The organism is Buttiauxella sp. JUb87, assembly GCF_004361975.1.
GTDB classification, from domain to species: Bacteria; Pseudomonadota; Gammaproteobacteria; order Enterobacterales; family Enterobacteriaceae; genus Buttiauxella; species Buttiauxella ferragutiae.
In genome coordinates this window covers 192,809-211,008 of sequence record NZ_SNVY01000003.1, presented here as the reverse complement: position 1 = coordinate 211,008, position 18,200 = coordinate 192,809, and the positions used below count along the sequence as shown (strand labels likewise).

The 18,200-nt window shown below is 51.0% G+C and carries 17 protein-coding genes; 13 read left to right on the top strand and 4 right to left on the bottom strand.

The window, feature by feature from the left end; all coding sequences use genetic code 11:
• Positions 1-162: 162 nt before the first annotated feature.
• Both EC843_RS24545 and EC843_RS13085 read right to left on the bottom strand, forming a co-directional pair.
• Positions 163-336, bottom strand: coding sequence for a hypothetical protein (locus tag EC843_RS24545; protein WP_166642060.1), 174 nt, complete (start codon positions 334-336; stop codon positions 163-165).
• Between the two features lie 90 nt (positions 337-426).
• Complete coding sequence (locus EC843_RS13085; RefSeq protein WP_133522361.1) at positions 427-999, bottom strand: hypothetical protein; 573 nt, start codon at positions 997-999, stop codon at positions 427-429.
• Between the two features lie 421 nt (positions 1,000-1,420).
• On the opposite strand from EC843_RS13085, the gene EC843_RS13080 reads away from it, so the two are divergent.
• The 6 genes from EC843_RS13080 to mnmH all read left to right on the top strand — a co-directional run bounded on the left by EC843_RS13080 (position 1,421) and on the right by mnmH (position 7,747).
• Positions 1,421-1,951: a hypothetical protein gene (locus tag EC843_RS13080; protein WP_064548969.1), complete on the top strand. Its 531-nt coding sequence runs from the start codon at positions 1,421-1,423 to the stop codon at positions 1,949-1,951.
• Positions 1,952-2,337: 386 nt separating this feature from the next.
• On the top strand, positions 2,338-3,600 hold the full coding sequence (locus tag EC843_RS13075; RefSeq protein WP_133522360.1) for an MFS transporter: 1,263 nt from the start codon (positions 2,338-2,340) through the stop codon (positions 3,598-3,600).
• A 21-nt stretch (positions 3,601-3,621) separates the two neighbouring features.
• The gene (locus EC843_RS13070; RefSeq protein WP_133522359.1) at positions 3,622-4,749 is read left to right on the top strand and encodes a glycoside hydrolase family 99-like domain-containing protein; all 1,128 of its coding nucleotides are present in this window, start codon (positions 3,622-3,624) and stop codon (positions 4,747-4,749) included.
• A gap of 207 nt (positions 4,750-4,956) precedes the next feature.
• Positions 4,957-5,466, top strand: a complete 510-nt coding sequence (gene purE, locus EC843_RS13065; RefSeq protein WP_133522358.1) for a 5-(carboxyamino)imidazole ribonucleotide mutase — start codon at positions 4,957-4,959, stop codon at positions 5,464-5,466.
• On the top strand, positions 5,463-6,527 hold the full coding sequence (purK, locus tag EC843_RS13060) for a 5-(carboxyamino)imidazole ribonucleotide synthase (protein ID WP_121814187.1): 1,065 nt from the start codon (positions 5,463-5,465) through the stop codon (positions 6,525-6,527). Before purE ends, purK begins: the two co-directional genes overlap by 4 nt.
• Before the next feature lie 122 nt (positions 6,528-6,649).
• Complete coding sequence (mnmH, locus tag EC843_RS13055; RefSeq protein ID WP_133522357.1) at positions 6,650-7,747, top strand: tRNA 2-selenouridine(34) synthase MnmH; 1,098 nt, start codon at positions 6,650-6,652, stop codon at positions 7,745-7,747.
• Positions 7,748-7,794: 47 nt separating this feature from the next.
• Here the strand turns inward: mnmH and ybbP are convergent, their stop codons facing one another.
• Entirely contained in the window at positions 7,795-10,212 is a 2,418-nt protein-coding gene (ybbP, locus tag EC843_RS13050) for a putative ABC transporter permease subunit YbbP (RefSeq protein ID WP_133522356.1), read from the bottom strand.
• Positions 10,209-10,895 (bottom strand): putative ABC transporter ATP-binding protein YbbA, encoded by a 687-nt coding sequence (gene ybbA / locus EC843_RS13045; protein WP_064548982.1) that lies wholly within the window; start codon positions 10,893-10,895, stop codon positions 10,209-10,211. Before ybbA ends, ybbP begins: the two co-directional genes overlap by 4 nt.
• Between ybbA and tesA the strand changes: the two genes are divergently transcribed.
• From tesA to EC843_RS13010, 7 genes are all read left to right on the top strand, one after another.
• Positions 10,863-11,492 carry a multifunctional acyl-CoA thioesterase I/protease I/lysophospholipase L1 gene (gene tesA, locus EC843_RS13040; protein WP_121814190.1) on the top strand — a complete coding sequence of 210 codons (630 nt, stop codon included), beginning with the start codon at positions 10,863-10,865 and terminating at the stop codon, positions 11,490-11,492. The two genes, ybbA and tesA, sit on opposite strands and share 33 nt — an antisense overlap.
• Before the next feature lie 28 nt (positions 11,493-11,520).
• Positions 11,521-12,291 (top strand): SDR family oxidoreductase, encoded by a 771-nt coding sequence (locus EC843_RS13035; RefSeq protein WP_121814191.1) that lies wholly within the window; start codon positions 11,521-11,523, stop codon positions 12,289-12,291.
• A gap of 59 nt (positions 12,292-12,350) precedes the next feature.
• The gene (locus EC843_RS13030; protein WP_064548988.1) at positions 12,351-13,205 is read left to right on the top strand and encodes a co-chaperone YbbN; all 855 of its coding nucleotides are present in this window, start codon (positions 12,351-12,353) and stop codon (positions 13,203-13,205) included.
• A gap of 159 nt (positions 13,206-13,364) precedes the next feature.
• Positions 13,365-14,279, top strand: a complete 915-nt coding sequence (locus EC843_RS13025) for an SPFH domain-containing protein (RefSeq protein WP_064548991.1) — start codon at positions 13,365-13,367, stop codon at positions 14,277-14,279.
• The gene (locus tag EC843_RS13020; RefSeq protein ID WP_133522355.1) at positions 14,276-14,722 is read left to right on the top strand and encodes an NfeD family protein; all 447 of its coding nucleotides are present in this window, start codon (positions 14,276-14,278) and stop codon (positions 14,720-14,722) included. Before EC843_RS13025 ends, EC843_RS13020 begins: the two co-directional genes overlap by 4 nt.
• A 339-nt stretch (positions 14,723-15,061) precedes the next feature.
• Positions 15,062-17,401: a type VI secretion system tip protein TssI/VgrG gene (gene tssI / locus EC843_RS13015; protein WP_133522354.1), complete on the top strand. Its 2,340-nt coding sequence runs from the start codon at positions 15,062-15,064 to the stop codon at positions 17,399-17,401.
• On the top strand, positions 17,394-18,167 hold the full coding sequence (locus EC843_RS13010; protein WP_133522353.1) for a hypothetical protein: 774 nt from the start codon (positions 17,394-17,396) through the stop codon (positions 18,165-18,167). Before tssI ends, EC843_RS13010 begins: the two co-directional genes overlap by 8 nt.
• Positions 18,168-18,200: the final 33 nt, after the last annotated feature.

The following is an 18,200-nucleotide window of genomic DNA, read 5'->3' as shown; positions in this document are numbered from 1 at the left end:
TAGGTTTGTATAGTCGGGCTAACGACCCTACGTGCTGGGGGCAGGTCACATACGCTATGCAGCAGCTCAGCAAAGAGAAGAGCGAACTTGGTTACGGGAAACCGTTATGATGAATAAGGCTCCCATTGAAGGAGCCTTACTTTTTGATAGGGATGATGAATATTATCCGAGGCTTACTGGCTTTACACCTTTCTTCGGCCCGACCATATCCATGTCTTTTTCCTTCTGACCAACTTTGGCAAGTTTGTTGCCGTCGATGGAAGCCCAGAAGTCGAGAGAGCGTCTTGCACCAGCCATAGCTTTATCAGAAGTGATTTTTCTATGTTGTTTGATCATGTTTAACCTCTTTGGCTATAGATCTTATGGATAATTTTATAACAAATGCGTTCATTAAACAAACAGCCCATCGACTGCTGATTGAGATTGTCATTCTTCATCTGGGTCAATGCCATTCACTTTCAATCGTATGGTATTGAGGATGTCGCGCACATCTGCAGACATCTTACTGTGGTCATCCCATACCTGGGCAAATCCGTAGCTCCTATAACGCGGTTGTGCATCTTCAGTAGGATCTTGAATATAGACGTCGTCAAGCTCCGCGATCTGGCAGAAGGTAGTCGCGTAAATAAGTGCGATGATCAATACGTTGCCTGTTAGGTCGGTATCTTCATCTGAAATGAAGTTTTCTAACATGCAAATTGAGAATTGCTCACGGCGCCAGTCGTATTTACAAATGATAACCGCATGAAGCTGTTCCGGCTCATCACGGTCGATCAGCTTTAAAGTTATATCCAGTATTCCGTCTTCAGAGTTACCGCTATAGGTCTGCATCGCCCATCGCCAGTCCAAGGGGCTTTGTAAATTTGCGTCTTCAAGCTGGCGTCTCTCTTCGTCGCTCAAAACGCCTACTGAGATATTAGTCCATCCAAGTATTTCAATAGCTTCTTGTGTTGTTGCCAGGCAATGATCATGTATTTGCTGAGTAGATAGGAAGCTCACTTCATGTCGTCCTTTTCTTCTATCCCATGGCTAATATATCGTTCAGGTGTGAAAGTAGGCGAGTTATTCTGACCTGCCCCCCCGCTATACGTGGTTTTAGAGGGCTGACGTGACCTGTTCCCAGTTGATTGACACACGGCATGTTAGCAAGATTCATGGTGACTCAATTACGAACGTCTGCTGATCGCTAAAAGCAGCCCGAACACCTGGTTTAATATCCCCTGCAATTCCAAAATTCAATTTTCACTATATAGTGATTTGCGCCGAAGACTTTCAGTTTCCAATAATTAAGCAAGGTTTTACTGTTGACTTATCCAGTACTTTTAGCAGAAGGTGGAGGGGTAAAAAGATTCGCCCCCGAATGGTGCACGAACACCAAAAGAGGGCTAACCACAAACGTTAACTAATTAGGAGTAACGCTATGGCTGTTGCCAATAGTAACACATTCGCTCGCCCTGAAATCACTGCTGCTCAATCCGTTATTGCGGGGAACATCGCAGCTTTATTAAAAATACCGTTGAGTGCCACGCATGATTTATTCCAGGTTGTGGATATTTGCCAACGTTATGCTGATGAATTAATCGAAGTTAATAATCACGCTGAATATATGGCGTTATGCGGGCGTTTACTGGCGGGGTTGAATGTACTGAAAGTGGTTTTAAAATCGCCGTTGCCAAAACATCTTATTGAGCAATTAACGGTGAATGACAATAATTACGATGAATATCGCAGTCCACTTTCAACAGATTCAGAGACAACCTGTGAATATTGTTGCGCATTAACCATGGTGTTACTGAACCAACAGATCACGCTGGATCAGCAGGAACAGATCAGCGAATTATTATTTGAATTACTGAGCATGCTGGCAGAGGATTTGAAAGCGCCGCGTTTTATCCGCACCACGACAGGGCTGGCAATGATAGAGGGTGAGGCCGTGCCGGGCATTCATTAAACAACTCTAAGGGGCGGTACCTGGTGACAGGTATCGCTGGTGTATCTGCCTTATCCCCCCCTGAAATAACTGACCAAAACAGCGGAATATATTACCGATCAGCATCGTCAATATTAGTTCAAAAAAAACCATGGTGCACCTGGCTTCCTGGCAGTTATGTGATATTGAGCTCGTCGATATTTTATATTTCGCCACATTTCTCCCTATTTGGTTAATGATGGCACTCAACAGAAGGACTGTTCTTTAATTTAACGTTATAAACGGGATGGTTATATTCATGCATTACCAACCCATAATCAACAACCAGAAACCATAACTAAGGAGGCATTAATTGAACCATAAATTAGGATCTTTATAAAACAATCTATTACATGGAGTAATAATTTATGTCCATCATTAAACAGACTAATCCCTGGTATATTGGCACTGTATCAGGGATGGCATCCTATATCGACTCGGCCGCGATTGTATCAAGCGGAACCGCTCTGGTTATCTATTCAAAAACGATTGGCGTCACAGCAGGGCAAATCGGTATTTTCTCCGGTGTATTAACACTCTGTATTGCCCTGGGGGCTTTTTTCGGCGGCCGTTTAGGCGACATGTTCGGCAGAAAAAAAATATTCATCACCACAATGGCAATGATTGTCGTTGGCGCATTGCTAATGGCATTCGGTCGAACATTTCCCCTCTTACTTCTCGGCACTCTTTTATTGGGTCTGGCGACAGGTGCAGATTTACCGGTTTCTCTGGCGACCATCTCGGAGGCGGCAACGGATAAAAATCGCGGGAAAATTATTGGACTGTCTAATCTTTTGTGGGCTGGCGGCGTAAGCGTATCAATGGCCATCGCTTCAGTAGTCGGCAGTTGGGGCATTTTAGGCGCGCAAATTCTTTACTTCCATATTGGAATTACTGGTATCGCATTATTAATCCTGCGCTCGCTTATCCCTGAATCTCCCCTGTGGTTGGCCGCACACCATGAACGCCTCTGTGGAGTAAAAACGATTCGCGCCCAAACAGCCTCATTCAAAGATTTATTTAACAGAAAATATCTCACTCCGTTTATCGCACTTTGTCTTTTCTATATGTTGACTAACCTGGCGGCTAACACCAGTGGGCAATTTGGTGCATATATTGCCGTTAATATCGTCGGTATACCGATTGAAACCCACTCATTTTGGAGCTTATTAATGCTTCCGGTATGTATTGTCTCTGGGGTTGCCTTTATGAAACTGGTTGATACTCCCAAAAGAATGACCGGATTTATTGTTGGCGCATTTTTCTATACCGCAGGGTTTGTTATGCCGGTTTTATTTAACTTTGCACCGTTCTCCTGGTTCTGCGCCATGTTATTTACCAGCACAGGGGCCGGACTGGCATTTGAAGGCATTATGAAAGTATGGTCGCAGGAATCATTTCCCACGATGTTACGCTCAACGGCGCAGGGCATCATCGTTGCGGTATCCAGGCTGACCTGCGGGCTACTGGCATTTGTGACCCCCTTATTACTCGAAATGGGAACAACTTTTTTATATACCGTCCTCTCATGTATGGCCGGTGTCGGTATGGTTATCGGTTGGCTCTGCTTTCATGGCAACCAGCGCAATGAGTTTAATTCCGAGGCAGATATTATTCAAAACCATCATTAATACGTAAAAGGACTGACGATAATGCAAAGAAAATATGAAGTGGCTGCATATTATTTCCCCAATTTCCACTGTGATCCCAAAGTAGAGCAATGGCACGGCAAAGGTTGGACCGAATGGGAACTGGTGAAAAATGCTACCCCACGGTTTGTCGGCCATATGCAACCCAAAGTGCCGCTATGGGGTTATGAAGATGAAGCTGACCCAGTGGTTATGGAAAAGAAAATTAGCGCAGCCGCCGGGCACGGGATCTCTGCCTTTATCTTTGACTGGTACTGGCACCAGGAGGGGCCATTTCTTGAACGCTGTCTTGACGAAGGCTATTTAAACGCCGCCAACAATAGTGATGTTAAATTTGCCATTATGTGGGCCAACCATGACTGGCTGGAGATTCATCCGGCTACCCGTTATCAGCCTTACCCAACCCGCCTCACGGGGGCTGTCTCCGAGCAGATATTTATAGATGCAACCGAGCATATTATTGAACGCTATTTCACTCATCCTTCTTACTGGAAGTTAGACGGGAAATTTTATTTTTCGATTTACGAGATGATGAGCCTGGTTAAAGGCCTGGGTGGGCTGAGCAATACCAAAAGAGTGCTGGAGGATTTTCGAGCAAAAATTCGCGCGCGCGGGCTGGGCGAGTTGCATCTCAATGCCGTGGTATGGGGCATAGAAACCTTACCAACCGAAAATACGCTTATCGATGCTGATAAGGTGATTGAGTATCTGGGAATTGACAGCGTGACCAGCTACGTGTGGGTTCATCATATTACACCGGGTCATTTTCCTGATTGCCCCTACAACGAGATCCGCGAATGCGCCAAAGCAGAACATGCACGCCTGAGCAGCCAACACGCGCTCCCTTATATCCCCAACGTAACAGTCGGCTGGGATTCTTCCCCCAGAACGGTGCAAACCGACTGCTTCGATGACATTGGCTATCCCTGGTTCCCGGTGTATACGGATAATTCCCCTGCGGAATTCGAAAAGGCGCTGCAGGACGTTAAGAACTTTATGGATACAGAAAAATCGGTATTTCCCGTTTGTACGATCAACGCGTGGAACGAATGGACGGAAGGGAGCTATCTCGAGCCAGACACCGTTAATGGTTTTAGCTACTTAGCAGCCGTCAAAAAAGTATTTAGCTAAAGTAATGTATCCAGAGGCGCTACCCGGTGCGGAATTTTATTTCCGCATCGTTCTCACTTTTATCATGTCAGGAAACAGGACATTCTGGCGTTAACAATCGCCACGCAACCGTTTTCCTTGCTGCATGTTCATGCTATTCTCTGAGCCCTTCTGACCGACCGAGCCACGTTCGGTGATGTTTGCATACCCACAGGAGTTTTGAGACGCATGTCCTCCAACCAGACCCCGGCGCGTATCGCCATTGTCATGGGTTCCAAAAGTGACTGGGCCACCATGCAGTTTGCCGCAGAAATCCTCACCGCCCTTAATGTCCCACACCACGTTGAAGTGGTTTCCGCACACCGCACTCCCGATAAACTCTTCAGCTTTGCCGAACAGGCGAGCAGCAACGGTTATCAGGTGATTATTGCAGGTGCAGGCGGTGCGGCGCATTTACCGGGTATGATCGCGGCGAAAACCCTGGTTCCGGTGCTGGGTGTGCCAGTCCAGAGCGCGGCTTTAAGCGGCGTCGACAGTCTCTACTCTATTGTTCAAATGCCACGCGGTATTCCGGTTGGTACGCTGGCAATCGGCAAAGCCGGTGCGGCCAACGCTGCTTTACTGGCGGCGCAAATTCTCGCTCTGCACGATAAAGATCTCAATCAGCGCCTGGCAGACTGGCGTCAAAGCCAGACCGACGAAGTGCTGGAAAACCCGGACCCACGGGGTGAAGCATGAAACGCGTTTGCGTGTTGGGTAACGGCCAGTTAGGCAGAATGCTGCGCCAGGCGGGCGAACCGCTGGGCATCGCGGTTTATCCGGTGGGTCTTGACGCTGAACCTGAAGCCGTACCATTTGCGCAAAGTGTTATCACCGCAGAAATTGAGCGCTGGCCTGAAACCGCCCTCACCCGCGAACTGGCGCGCCACAATGCATTTGTGAACCGCGATGTTTTCCCGATTATCGCCGACCGTCTGACGCAAAAACAGCTGTTCGATAGACTCGAACTGGCGACCGCACCGTGGCAGTTGCTTTCCAGCCGCGACCAATGGGCTGACGTGTTCCACAACCTTGGCGAACTGGCGATTGTGAAGCGTCGCGTTGGCGGTTACGACGGACGCGGACAGTGGCGTTTGCGCAGCGATGAAACCAGCCAATTGCCCGATGAGTGCTACGGCGAGTGTATCGTTGAGCAAGGCATTAACTTTTCCGGCGAAGTTTCGCTGGTTGGCGCACGCGGGCATGACGGCAGCACGGTGTTTTATCCGCTAACTCACAACCTGCATCAGGACGGTATTCTGCGCACCAGCGTGGTTTTCCCGCAGGCAAACATTGAGCAACAGCAGCAAGCGGAAGCGATGCTTTCGGCAATTCTGCATGAGCTGAACTATGTCGGCGTGATGGCGATGGAGTGCTTCGTCACGCCTGCCGGGTTGCTGATTAACGAACTGGCACCGCGCGTGCACAACAGCGGCCACTGGACACAAAACGGCGCATCTATCAGCCAGTTTGAGCTGCATCTGCGCGCCATTGTTGATCTGCCGTTGCCGCAACCTGTCGTTAATTCACCGTCAGTAATGATCAACCTTATCGGTACCGATTTAAATTACGACTGGCTGAAACTGCCGTTGGTGCATTTACACTGGTACGACAAAGACGTGCGTGAAGGTCGTAAAGTCGGCCATCTCAATCTTAATGACAGCGATAACGACAGACTGGGCGCAACGCTTGAAGCGCTGGTGCCGTTGTTACCCGTGGAATACGCCAGTGGGATTGCCTGGGCGCAAAGCAAACTCTAATCACAGCGGCGGGTAGCGTTAAGCGCTTACCCGCCCTGCCATTCCAGCCCCTTCCTTTCTTTTTTGCATGCAAAAGCGCACAATCCCCAGCGTTTCTGGCCTCACTCGCTTTAAGGTTATCCATGCAAAACGCTCGTCCCAATACTCAACATTATGAACATCTGCTGCGCGCCGATATTCCGCTTATCGACGTGCGTGCGCCGGTTGAATTCGCTCAGGGAACAATGCCTGCCGCAGTAAATTTACCGTTGATGTCAGACGACGAACGTGTCGCGGTAGGCACTTGTTACAAGCAACACGGTCAACAAGCCGCGATTGAATTGGGCCACAGTCTGGTACATGGCGATATCCGCGAAGCCCGTTTAGAGAAGTGGCTGGAACAATGCCGCCAAAACCCACAAGGATACCTGTGTTGTGCCAGAGGCGGCCTGCGTTCCCACCTGGTTCAACAGTGGTTGTATGAAGCGGGTGTCGACTATCCGCTGGTTGAAGGTGGTTATAAAGCGCTGCGCCATTATGCGATGGGCGTGATTGAATCCCGCTCGCGCTGGCCGATGGTGCTGGTCAGTGGCAACACTGGCGGCGGCAAAACGATCCTTATCCGTTCACTGCCAACCGGCGTCGATCTTGAAGGGCTGGCACACCATCGTGGTTCGTCATTTGGCCGCACCATTGTCGAACAACCTTCGCAAACCAATTTCGAAAATAGCCTCGCAGTGACGTTACTCAAAAAAAGTGATGGCGCGGAAGTGACGTGGGTTGTCGAAGATGAAGGCCGAATGATTGGCTCGCGCCACATCCCGGAGTGTTTCAGAGAGCAGATGCAACGCTCACCGATTGTGGTGATTGAAGATCCCTTCGAGCAGCGTTTAGAGCGTCTAAAAACCGAATATTTCCTGCAAATGAGCGAAGCATTTTTGTCGGTAAGCGATGAAGAAACCGCATGGCTTAACTACGGCGAATATCTGCATCACGGCCTGTTTGCCATTCGCCGCCGTTTAGGGATGGAACGTTTTGCGCAGTTCAGCGCGCTGCTGGATGACGCGCTGGTTCAGCAACGAAAAACCGGTTCAGTAGATGGGCATCTGGCCTGGCTTTCGCCGCTGCTCGAAGAGTATTACGACCCGATGTACCGCTACCAGCTCAGCAAAAAAGCCGACAATATTGTGTTTCGTGGTGACTATCAGCAGGTAGAAGCCTGGCTTAACAACAATATTTAAATCAAACAGGCTAATGCCAAACACAACATTAGCCCGTGAATAACCCGCTACGAAGCGACAAACTGGCGGAATAACGCCTTACCTTTCAGTAAGCGCACACCTAACCAGCCGCCGCACAGTGAAAGCAGCACCGCGCCGCTCACTGGCAGAATGACCCATAGCCGCCAGTCAGGCTCCCATGGGAAATCAAACACCCGCGTCTGCAACAGCCCCAGCGCAGTTTCAGCCCCCATGGCGGCAACCAGCCCGGAGACAAACCCCAGCACCGCAAACTCACACCACAACGTGGTGCGCAGTAGGCGTTTTCCGGCTCCCAGGGTGCGATACACCACCAGTTCTTGATGGCGCTGGCGCATTCCAACCTGAACCTGTGCCAGCAACAGCAACACGCCGCAAGCGGTAACCAGCACGACCATCACTTCCAGCGCCCGGCTAACCTGCTCCAGCACCTGCCCAACCTGGCGTAATATCGCGCCAATATCCAGCAAGCTAACCGTTGGGAATTCACGGTTCAGCTGCGTCAACATGCCGTTCTTTCCTTCCAGACGGAAACTGGTTAACCAACTTTGTGGCTGATTATCCAAAGCGCCTGGCGGGAAGATAAAGTAGAAATTAGGCCGCAGGCTCTCCCAGTCAACTTTGCGCAAACTGGTCACTTTGGCGGAAAAATCCTGAGTATCGCCCATAAACGTGACGGTATCGCCAAGCCCGATACTCAACCGCTTTGCCACACCTTCATCCATGGAAACTTCGCCCGCTTTTGGCGGCCAGCTCCCCGCAAGAATCGGGTTATGCGTCGGCTTCTGGCTTTGCCATGTCAGGTTTAGCTCGCGGTTAAGGGCTTCATCCGGGTTACCTTCCGTAGATTTACCGTTTATCGCCGTCATACGCACGCGCACAATCGGGTAGAACGACTCGGGGATAATCTGGTGTTCAGCCAAAAACTCTTTCACCGGCTGTACCTGTTCAGTAGCTATGTTTAGCAGGAAATAGTTCGGGCTTTCTGGCGGTAATTGTTGCTGCCAACGGTCGAGTAAATCGCCACGCAGCACCAGCAATAATGCCAGTAACATAAACGACAGCGAGAACGCAGCCAGTTGGCTCAACGTTGCCCAGGGCTGGCGCAACAAGCGGTTCACGGCCAGACGCAACGCGAGGTTTTTTAGCGTCAGTTTTTTCAATAACCGTAATACGCCCCAACCAACAATGCCGCACAACGCGGCCAGAACCACGGTTCCCGCCAGCACCGCCCACAGCAACGTGCTTCCGCCCATCAGTAACGCTAACAGGGCCACCACCACGATAGTAATAATCGGCAAGTAGATTTTCAGCGGCCAGACGTTTGCCACCGCATCACGGCGTAACACCCGCAACGGTTGTGTTGCCAGCAATAAACGATACGGGCGCAGACCCACCAGCAGCGAAATCACCACCATCGAACCAATAGCCCAGATCCAGGGCCATAGACTTGCAGGCGGAAGTGCCGCTGGCAAAACCGGTTTTAGCAGGCGCATTAACACGGCTTCAAACACCAGGCCAGCCGCACCACCGGTAATTGCAGCGAGTGCTAAAACCATCAGCCACTGGCCGATAATCAACTTACGTAGTGCCGCGCGCCCTGCCCCAAGGGTTTTCAGAATAGCCACTAAATCGTAGCGGCTGCGGCAGTAATGGTTCATCGCTACAGCAACGGCGGCCACCGCCAACAGCAGCGTCAGCAGTGCGGAAAGCAGCAAAAATTGCTGTGACCGTTCGAGGGATTTGCCGAGCGCGCCGTCATCTTGCTCCATGCCGTACCAGCGTTGTTCAGGCTTCAGTTTCGGTAGCAGGTAGTTTTCAAATTTATCGAGCTGTTGCGGTGTGCCACCAAATTTGTAGCGCCAGGTGATGCGGCTTCCCGGCTGTACCGCGCCGGTTTTTTCCACATCAGCCAGGTTCATCATTAAACGTGGTGCCATCTGGAAGGGATTAAAACCAGAATCAGGTTCCTGAATCACTTCGCCCGCAATACGCAAAGTGGTGTCGCCAACATCCAGCGAATCCCCGACTTTGAGATTGAGCAGTGCCATTAAACGCGGTGCCAGCAACACACTGCCTGGCTCAGGTTTCAGCCCTGGCGGGTTGGTATCGAGCTGACCATACATCGGGTAGACATTATCTACCGCCTTTACCGATGCCAGTTGTGGCGTATCGCCAGCAAATGTCATGGTCGCGAAGGTCAGTTGCTTGCCGACTTTCAGGCCCGTTTTTTGTGCCTGGTCCAGCCATTCTTGCGGCACCTCCCGGGCGCTTCTCAGGGCGCGGTCGCCTGCCATAAAGTCGCGGCTTTGCTGATTTAACCCTTGTTCCATGCGATCGCTGATATTGCCCAGCGCCAGCACACACGCCACCGCCAGGCTCAATGCCAGCCAGACAATCAATAACGAGGGCGAGCGCCATTCACGCCAGAACCAGCGGGCAATCATGCTTCCTCCCACAATTGACCTTCGCGCAGGCGCAAGCGGCGGTCGCAGCGGGCAGCTAGTTGTTCATCGTGTGTCACGAGGATTAGCGTAGTGGCGAAATCACGGTTTAACGAAAAGAGTAAATCGGCAATGCGGTCGCCCGTGTGGCGGTCGAGATTGCCGGTCGGTTCATCGGCAAACAGCACGGCAGGGCGCCCATTAAATGCACGAGCCAGCGCCACGCGCTGCTGTTCACCACCTGAAAGCTGAGCCGGAAGGTGATCGAGGCGTTTGCCCAGGCCAAGTTGTTCGAGCAACGCTTTTGCCTGGGCACGGCTTGAAGCATCGTTTTCACCGCGTAACAAAGCAGGAAGCTCGACGTTTTCCAGCGCGTTTAGCGTTGGCACTAACATGAATGACTGGAACACAAAGCCGACGTTTTTCGCCCGCAGTGCCGCTCGGGCTTCTTCATCCATTGAGTGTAACGGCTGGCCGCACAGGTGAACTTCCCCGTCACTACCATCATCCAGCCCCGCCAGAATCGCCAGTAGTGTAGACTTCCCGGAGCCTGATTCACCGATTAACGCGATGGTCTGCGCCGGTTTGACAACCAGCTCAACTCCGGTAAGGATGGAGAGCTGATGTTCCCCAGTTCCTACGGACTTACTAAGATGATGAACTTCAACAATGTTTTCCGCTGGCATTTGCCCTTCCTGTTTCTGGCTTTCTTGACCATTCGCGCCGCACACGCGGACACGTTGTTGATTCTGGGTGATAGCCTGAGCGCCGGTTACAGAATGTCGGCAACCGCGGCCTGGCCTGCGCTGCTGGATGCAAAATGGCAGCAGCAAAATACCAAAGTCGTGAACGCCAGTATTAGTGGCGACACCGCGCCACAAGGGCTGGCACGGCTACCGGCGCTGCTGAAACAGCATCAGCCTCGCTGGGTATTAATTGAACTTGGCGGCAACGATGGTCTGCGTGGTTTCCAGCCGCAAGCTATCGAAAAAAGTCTGCGCCAGATAATAACCGATGTGAAAACGGCAAAGGCACAACCCTTGCTGATGCAAATACGTCTGCCCGCAAACTATGGCCGTCGTTATAATGAGGCGTTTAGCGCTATTTATCCGCAACTTGCCAAAGAGTTTTCGATTCCTCTGCTGCCATTTTTTATGGAAGAGATTTATTTGAAACCGCAATGGATGCAGGATGACGGTATCCATCCTAATAGTGATGCTCAACCGTTTATCGCCGACTGGATGTCTTCCCGTCTGGCTCCTTTAGTAAAACACGACTCATGAACAAGCGGAGCTTCGCGCGGGTAAAGTTATGCAAAAATCAGTTTTAATTACAGGTTGTTCCAGCGGTATTGGCCTGGCCTGCGCACAAGATTTAAAACAACAGGGTTACCGCGTTCTGGCGGCCTGCCGCAAGAGCGAAGATGTTGAACGCATGAATCAAGCCGGATTTACCGGTATCCTGCTCGATCTCGATTCGCCTGAAAGCGTGCAAGCGGCGGCGGCAGAAGTCATCAAACTGACGGGGAATCGCCTATTTGGGCTGTTTAATAATGGTGGGTTTGGTGTCTATGGGCCGCTACAAACGCTTTCCCGCGAACAGCTTGAGCAACAGTTTTCCACCAATTTATTCGGCACTCACCAACTGACAATGTTGTTGCTTCCCGCCATGTTGCCGCACCGCGAAGGGCGCATTGTGATGACCAGCTCGGTAATGGGGCTGGTTTCAACACCAGGCCGTGGCGCGTATGCCGCCAGTAAATACGCGCTGGAGGCATGGTCGGATGCGCTGCGCATGGAGCTGCATCACAGCGGCATCAAAGTCAGTTTGATAGAGCCGGGTCCTATCCGCACGCAGTTCACGCAAAACGTCAACCAGACTCAAGCCGACCATCCGGTAGAAAATCCGGGGATCGCCGCACGCTTTACGCTTGGCCCAGAAGCGGTAGTGGAAAAAGTGCGCCATGCTTTTGCAAGCCCGAACCCAAAATTACGCTATCCGGTGACGCTGGTCGCCCATGCTTTAACGTGGTTACGCCGCCTGTTACCAGGCCGTATGTTGGATAAAATTTTACGTGGTTAGTTGAAGCGCCTGCAGCCAACCCCCATGTAAATATTAAATATTTAAAAGAGAGTTAAGCCATGTCTGCACCGTACAATATTGATATCACCGAAGCGAACCTACACCAGACGCTGGAACAATCCGTGACCACACCGATTCTGTTCTACTTCTGGTCGGCGCGCAGCCAGCATTGCGAACAGTTAACACCGGTTCTGGATAAGCTTGCCGCGCAGTATCAGGGCCAGTTTATTCTCGCCAAAGTGGATTGTGATGCCGAGCAAATGGTCGCGTCACAATTTGGCTTACGCAGCATTCCTACCGTTTACCTGTTCCAGAATGGCCAACCGGTAGACGGTTTCCAGGGGCCACAGCCCGAAGAAGCGATTCGCGCTCTGTTGGAAAAAGTGCTGCCACGCGAAGAAGAGTTGAAAGCGCAAGAAGCGATGCTGCTGATGCAGGAAGGCAAACATGCTGAAGCGCTGCCGTTGCTTAAAGATGCGTGGCAACTGTCAAACCAAAACAGCGAAATCGGCCTGATGCTGGCGGAAGTGCAGATTGCGCTGAACCGCAGCGAAGAGGCTGAAGCGGTGCTGAAAACCGTTCCTTTGCAGGACCAGGACAGCCGCTATCAAGGCCTCGTTGCCCAGATTGATTTGCTCAAACAAGCTGCTGACACCCCAGAGATTCAATTGCTACAACAACAAGTTGAGCAAGATCCTGAAAATGCGCTGTTAGCCAGCCAACTGGCGCTGCAACTGCATCAGGTTGGGCGGAATGAAGAAGCACTGGAATTGCTGTATACCCACCTGAAGAAAGATCTCGGGGCTGCAGACGGCCAGGTGCGCAAAATGATGATGGAAATCCTCGCAGCCCTGGGGACAGGTGATGCGTTGGCATCGAAGTATCGCCGCCAGATTTATTCACTGCTGTATTAAGTGCTTATTGAGTAAATTCCCTCTTCGCTATACCCGTTAGCATTCGAGTTGCAGCCAACACCCCTGCAGCTTGAAGGATGACGGGTATAGCAGGAAGTCACAGAATGTTTCCGCGTTAAGGGTTAGACTTACATCAAATAAACAATGGAGGTTTTTTTGATGCTAATCGTCATTCCTGTACTAATCCTCGTCGCGCTGATCATCGTCGGCGCCGGGGTAAAAATCGTGCCACAAGGCTACCAATGGACCGTGGAGCGCTTCGGCCGTTACACCAAAACTCTGATGCCGGGCTTAAGCCTTGTGGTGCCATTTATGGACCGCGTTGGCCGCAAAATCAATATGATGGAGCAAGTGCTCGACATCCCGTCCCAGGAAATCATTTCTAAAGATAACGCCAACGTCGCTATCGACGCCGTGTGTTTTATCCAGGTCGTTGACGCCCCACGTGCAGCGTATGAAGTCAGCAATCTTGAGCTGGCGATCATGAACCTCACCATGACAAATATTCGTACTGTGTTGGGTTCGATGGAGCTGGACGAAATGCTGTCGCAGCGTGACAACATCAATACTCGCCTGCTGCATATCGTCGATGAAGCGACCAATCCTTGGGGCATCAAAATCACCCGTATCGAGATTCGGGACGTGCGCCCACCGGCTGAACTGATTGATGCGATGAATGCGCAGATGAAAGCCGAGCGAACCAAACGCGCCTACATTCTGGAAGCCGAAGGGATCCGTCAGGCTGAAATTGTGAAAGCTGAGGGTGACAAGCAATCGAAAATCCTGAAAGCCGAAGGTGAACGCCAGTCAGCATTCCTGCAAGCTGAAGCCCGTGAGCGTAGTGCTGAAGCGGAAGCCCGTGCCACGCAAATGGTCTCTGAAGCGATCGCCAAAGGCGATATTCAGGCAATTAACTACTTTGTTGCCCAGAAATATACCGATGCGCTGCAACAGATTGGTTCTGCCAATAACAGCAAAGTGGTGCTAATGCCGCTGGATGCCACCAGCCTGATGGGCTCGATTGCCGGGATCAGCGAACTTATCGCGCAAAGCGGTACTGAGCGTAAAAAATGATAGCCCTGCTGTTTTCCCACGCGCACATCTTCTGGCTGACGCTAGGCGGTTTACTGTTGGCGGCTGAAATGCTCGGTGCCAGCGGTTATCTACTGTGGTGTGGCGTGGCGGCGGTATTAACCGGTTTGCTGGTTTGGGTCGTGCCGTTGGGCTGGGAATGGCAAGGCGTTTGCTTTGCTGTTTTAACGATGGTCGCCGCATTTTTGTGGTGGCGCTGGCTGTCGACGCGTAAACAGCAGGAACCCGGCGAAGTGCTCAATCAGCGTGGTCACCAACTTATTGGTCGGCATCTGCGTCTGGAAACTGATTTGGTCAACGGACGCGGTCATGTGCGCGTCGCGGATAGCTCATGGCCGGTAATGGCCGACAGCGATTTAGTGGCCGGTACAGAGATCGTCGTGATAGCCGTTGAAGGGATTACCTTGAAGGTTCAGGCGGTATAATTTCGGTACCAGATTTACTTTTCAAAAAACGTCGTAACTTGTTATGCCGCTTGCGTAAAACAAGCGGTATTTATCTTTCTATGGCTCCCGCATTACCCATCCTGCCAAGCGACAGAAACTACGAATCATGCACATTTAATTCATGTTACTAATCTATTTCCCTCACTCATACACAAAATAGATTAAATAACTGATATATAAGTCATATTTTTTCTTTCCTGTTGATTTTTCTTCCGTAAAGCTGCGCCACATCACAGTACAAGACCCGCATACGATTATGCTTCCGCAGACATCATGCCGGGTTCCCCGGCAACGTTTTTTTGCCTCAGGGAGAGAGCCGTGTCGTTAAAAGGACTGCGTTTTACACTGGAAGTGGAAGGACTGGAGCCGGACACTTTTGCGGTGGTGAGCTTTCGCCTGCTGCAGCACAACTCCGCTGCATTTGTCCTCGATGCTGACGTCGCCAGTAAGTCTTTCCGCCAGACGGCTGACCCATTGCTGGAGAAAAACGTCACCCTGACGCTCTGGCAGGGGCAGAAAGTCCTGCGCCATGTCAGCGGCATTATTGCCACCTTCGGCATGAGCGAGCACAACGGCTGGCAGATGCAGTACACCCTGCGTATTCATCCTCCCCTGTGGCGCTGCGGTCTGCGCCAGAACTTCCGCATCTTCCAGCAGCAGGATATTCAGACCATCACCGCCACGTTGCTGGCAGAAAACGGCGTCACCAACTGGACGTCGGTGTTTTATGAATCCCATCCGGCCCGCGAGTTCTGCGCCCAGTACGGGGAAAGTGACTTCGCTTTTTTATCCAGACTGTGGGCCGAAGAAGGCATTTTCTTCTTTGACGACGTCTCCCCGGACGGGGTGCAGCGGCTGATGCTGACTGATGATGTGACCGGCCTGCGCAGGATGCAGGATGCCTTTCCCTTTAATCCGAATGTATCGACTGGAACCACCACGGAGCACATCAGTGTGTTTCGTCACGAAGCGGGCATTGCGCCATCATCGGTCACCAGCCTGGATTACACCTTTAAGATGCCGGACTGGCCGGGGGTCTATCGCCATAAAGCACAGAGCCTGAATGGCCAGCGCACACAGTATGAAGTGCTGGATTATCCAGGGCGTTTTAAGGATGAACAGCACGGCGAAGATTTCACCCGCTATAAACTGGACGCCTGGCGTAACCAGGCCGAAACCGCCACTGGCACCAGCAACTCTCCGGCGCTGTCGCCTGGCGTGCGTTTCCCCCTTGCCGGCCACCCGATAAAAAGCCACAACCGGCAATGGCAGGTCATCAGCAGTGCGATGACCGGTGAGCAGCCGCAGGCCCTGCACGGCAGTCGCGGCGAGGGCACCACCCTCACCAACCGGTTTGTGGCCATACCGGGAGACCGCACCTGGCGCCCGAATCGCCCGCAGAAACCAAAGGTCGACGGCCCGCAGAGCGCGGTGGTCACCGGTCCGCCGGGGGAGGAAATTTTCTGCGACGAACACGGGCGGGTGCGGGTGAAATTCCGCTGGGACCGTTATCACGGCGAAACAGAAGACAGCTCGTGCTGGATACGGGTGTCGCAGGCGTGGGCCGGTGCCGGCTTCGGTCACCTGGCGATACCGCGTGTCGGCCAGGAAGTGATAGTCGATTTCCTCAACGGCGACCCGGACCAGCCCATCGTCATGGGGCGTACGTATCATGAAGATAACCGCTCACCAGGTAGCCTGCCGGGGACGAAAACCCAGATGACCCTGCGATCGAAAACCTACCAGGGCAGTGGGTTTAATGAACTGAAGTTCGACGATGCGACAGCCAATGAGCAGGTGTATCTCCATGCGCAGAAAAACATGGACACCGAGGTGCTCAATAACCGCACCACTGATGTGAAAGTCAACCACACCGAGACTATTGGTAATAACCAGAGCATCACCGTCGGGCTGGGGCAGACGGTGAAGGTCGGCAAAGAGAATGCCGGCGGGCATGACCAGAACATCACCGTGGCGCACGACCGCAGTATCACGGTACACAATGACCAGACCCTGAAAGTCACCCGTGACCACACCGTGAATACCGGTCGTGATGACGCGCTGTATGTGGCAAATGACCGCAAAGTGACGGTGGAAGGCAGCCAGGCGCACAAAACCACGAAAGACCACCTCAGCCTGGTGGAAGGTAACCACAGCCTGGAGGTCAAAGGTGACCTGGCCCAGAAAGTGGCCGGTGCGCTGGGCACGGATGCACAGGGCGATATCGTGCTGCAGAGCAATACGAAAATCACCCTGAAAATGGGCAGCTCATTTATCGTCATCCATCCCGGCGGTGTGGATATCAGCGGGCTGAAAATCAACCTTAACAGCGGCGGCAGTCCGGGGACACCGGTGCAGACGCAGCTTCCGGCGGTGCTGAGTGCGCTGGCGGATGAGGATGATAATTCACCGAATGAGCCGGAAGATGAGGATGAATCTGACCAGTACAATATCCAGTTTCATTTTGCGAATGATGATGACACTCCTTATCGCCATACCAGATATATCGCTAAGTTTTCTGACGGAACGCAGCAGGAGGGAGTAACTGACAACGAAGGAAATACCAAAAACTTTAATACTGAGGATCAAGCTCAGGTAATTGAAGTCAGGTTGTTAAGCCAGAATATTGATATGATTTTAGGAGGAGTTCATGAGTAAAGAAAAAGGAAGTTCGAAAGGTACGAGTGAGAAAAAGAAACAGTGTATTAAAGAAGTTAAGGTTACTAATCAATTCAAAAAAATGATGAGTGAAGCTCTTGAAGCTACCAGAAAAGTTCTGGATCAGAGACAAAATGATCTAAGCGAAAAAGGATGGAGTAATGAAAAGCAGGAGGAGTTTTATCAAATATTTGGCGTGAAAGATAGTGCAGTGATAACCATCGATAGCGAGGAAGAAAAGAAAAAGGCTAAGGCTGCTGACCCAATTAACCCTATGGATCCCTACATTGAAAAACGGAATATTACAGCCTATATATTTATGCAGGAGAGTGTGGATAGATTAATCAATATATGTGACAGAATATCTGTCGAAAGCGACACTGAAAACAATGATTCAATTCTTCACGGAAATTTTTTAAACACCACCAACCTAAATAAGGGCTCTGCTAGTGTGCCAGCAAATCAGACTCTAGGCCTTAATATTGACCGGTATAATAAAATATTAAGAATAAATATCTATCAGAATTTTATAGGTAAGCCTTTGATGGGTTTTGAGTCCCAAACTTCTACACTTTGCCACGAACTCTCTCATTTTTACCGAAGTGGTGATAATGGCATATTCGGTGGGATGGGAACGATCGATATGTCAAAGAAAGGTAGAGAAAGACTATATTATGAATACGCAAATGAATTAATAGACACTAGTAGTCAATATGTTTTTAAAAACTCATACAATATTGAAAAATATTTTGAATTAGTATTGTAAACACTAAGAAATGAAATCAGAGCGGTAATTTTT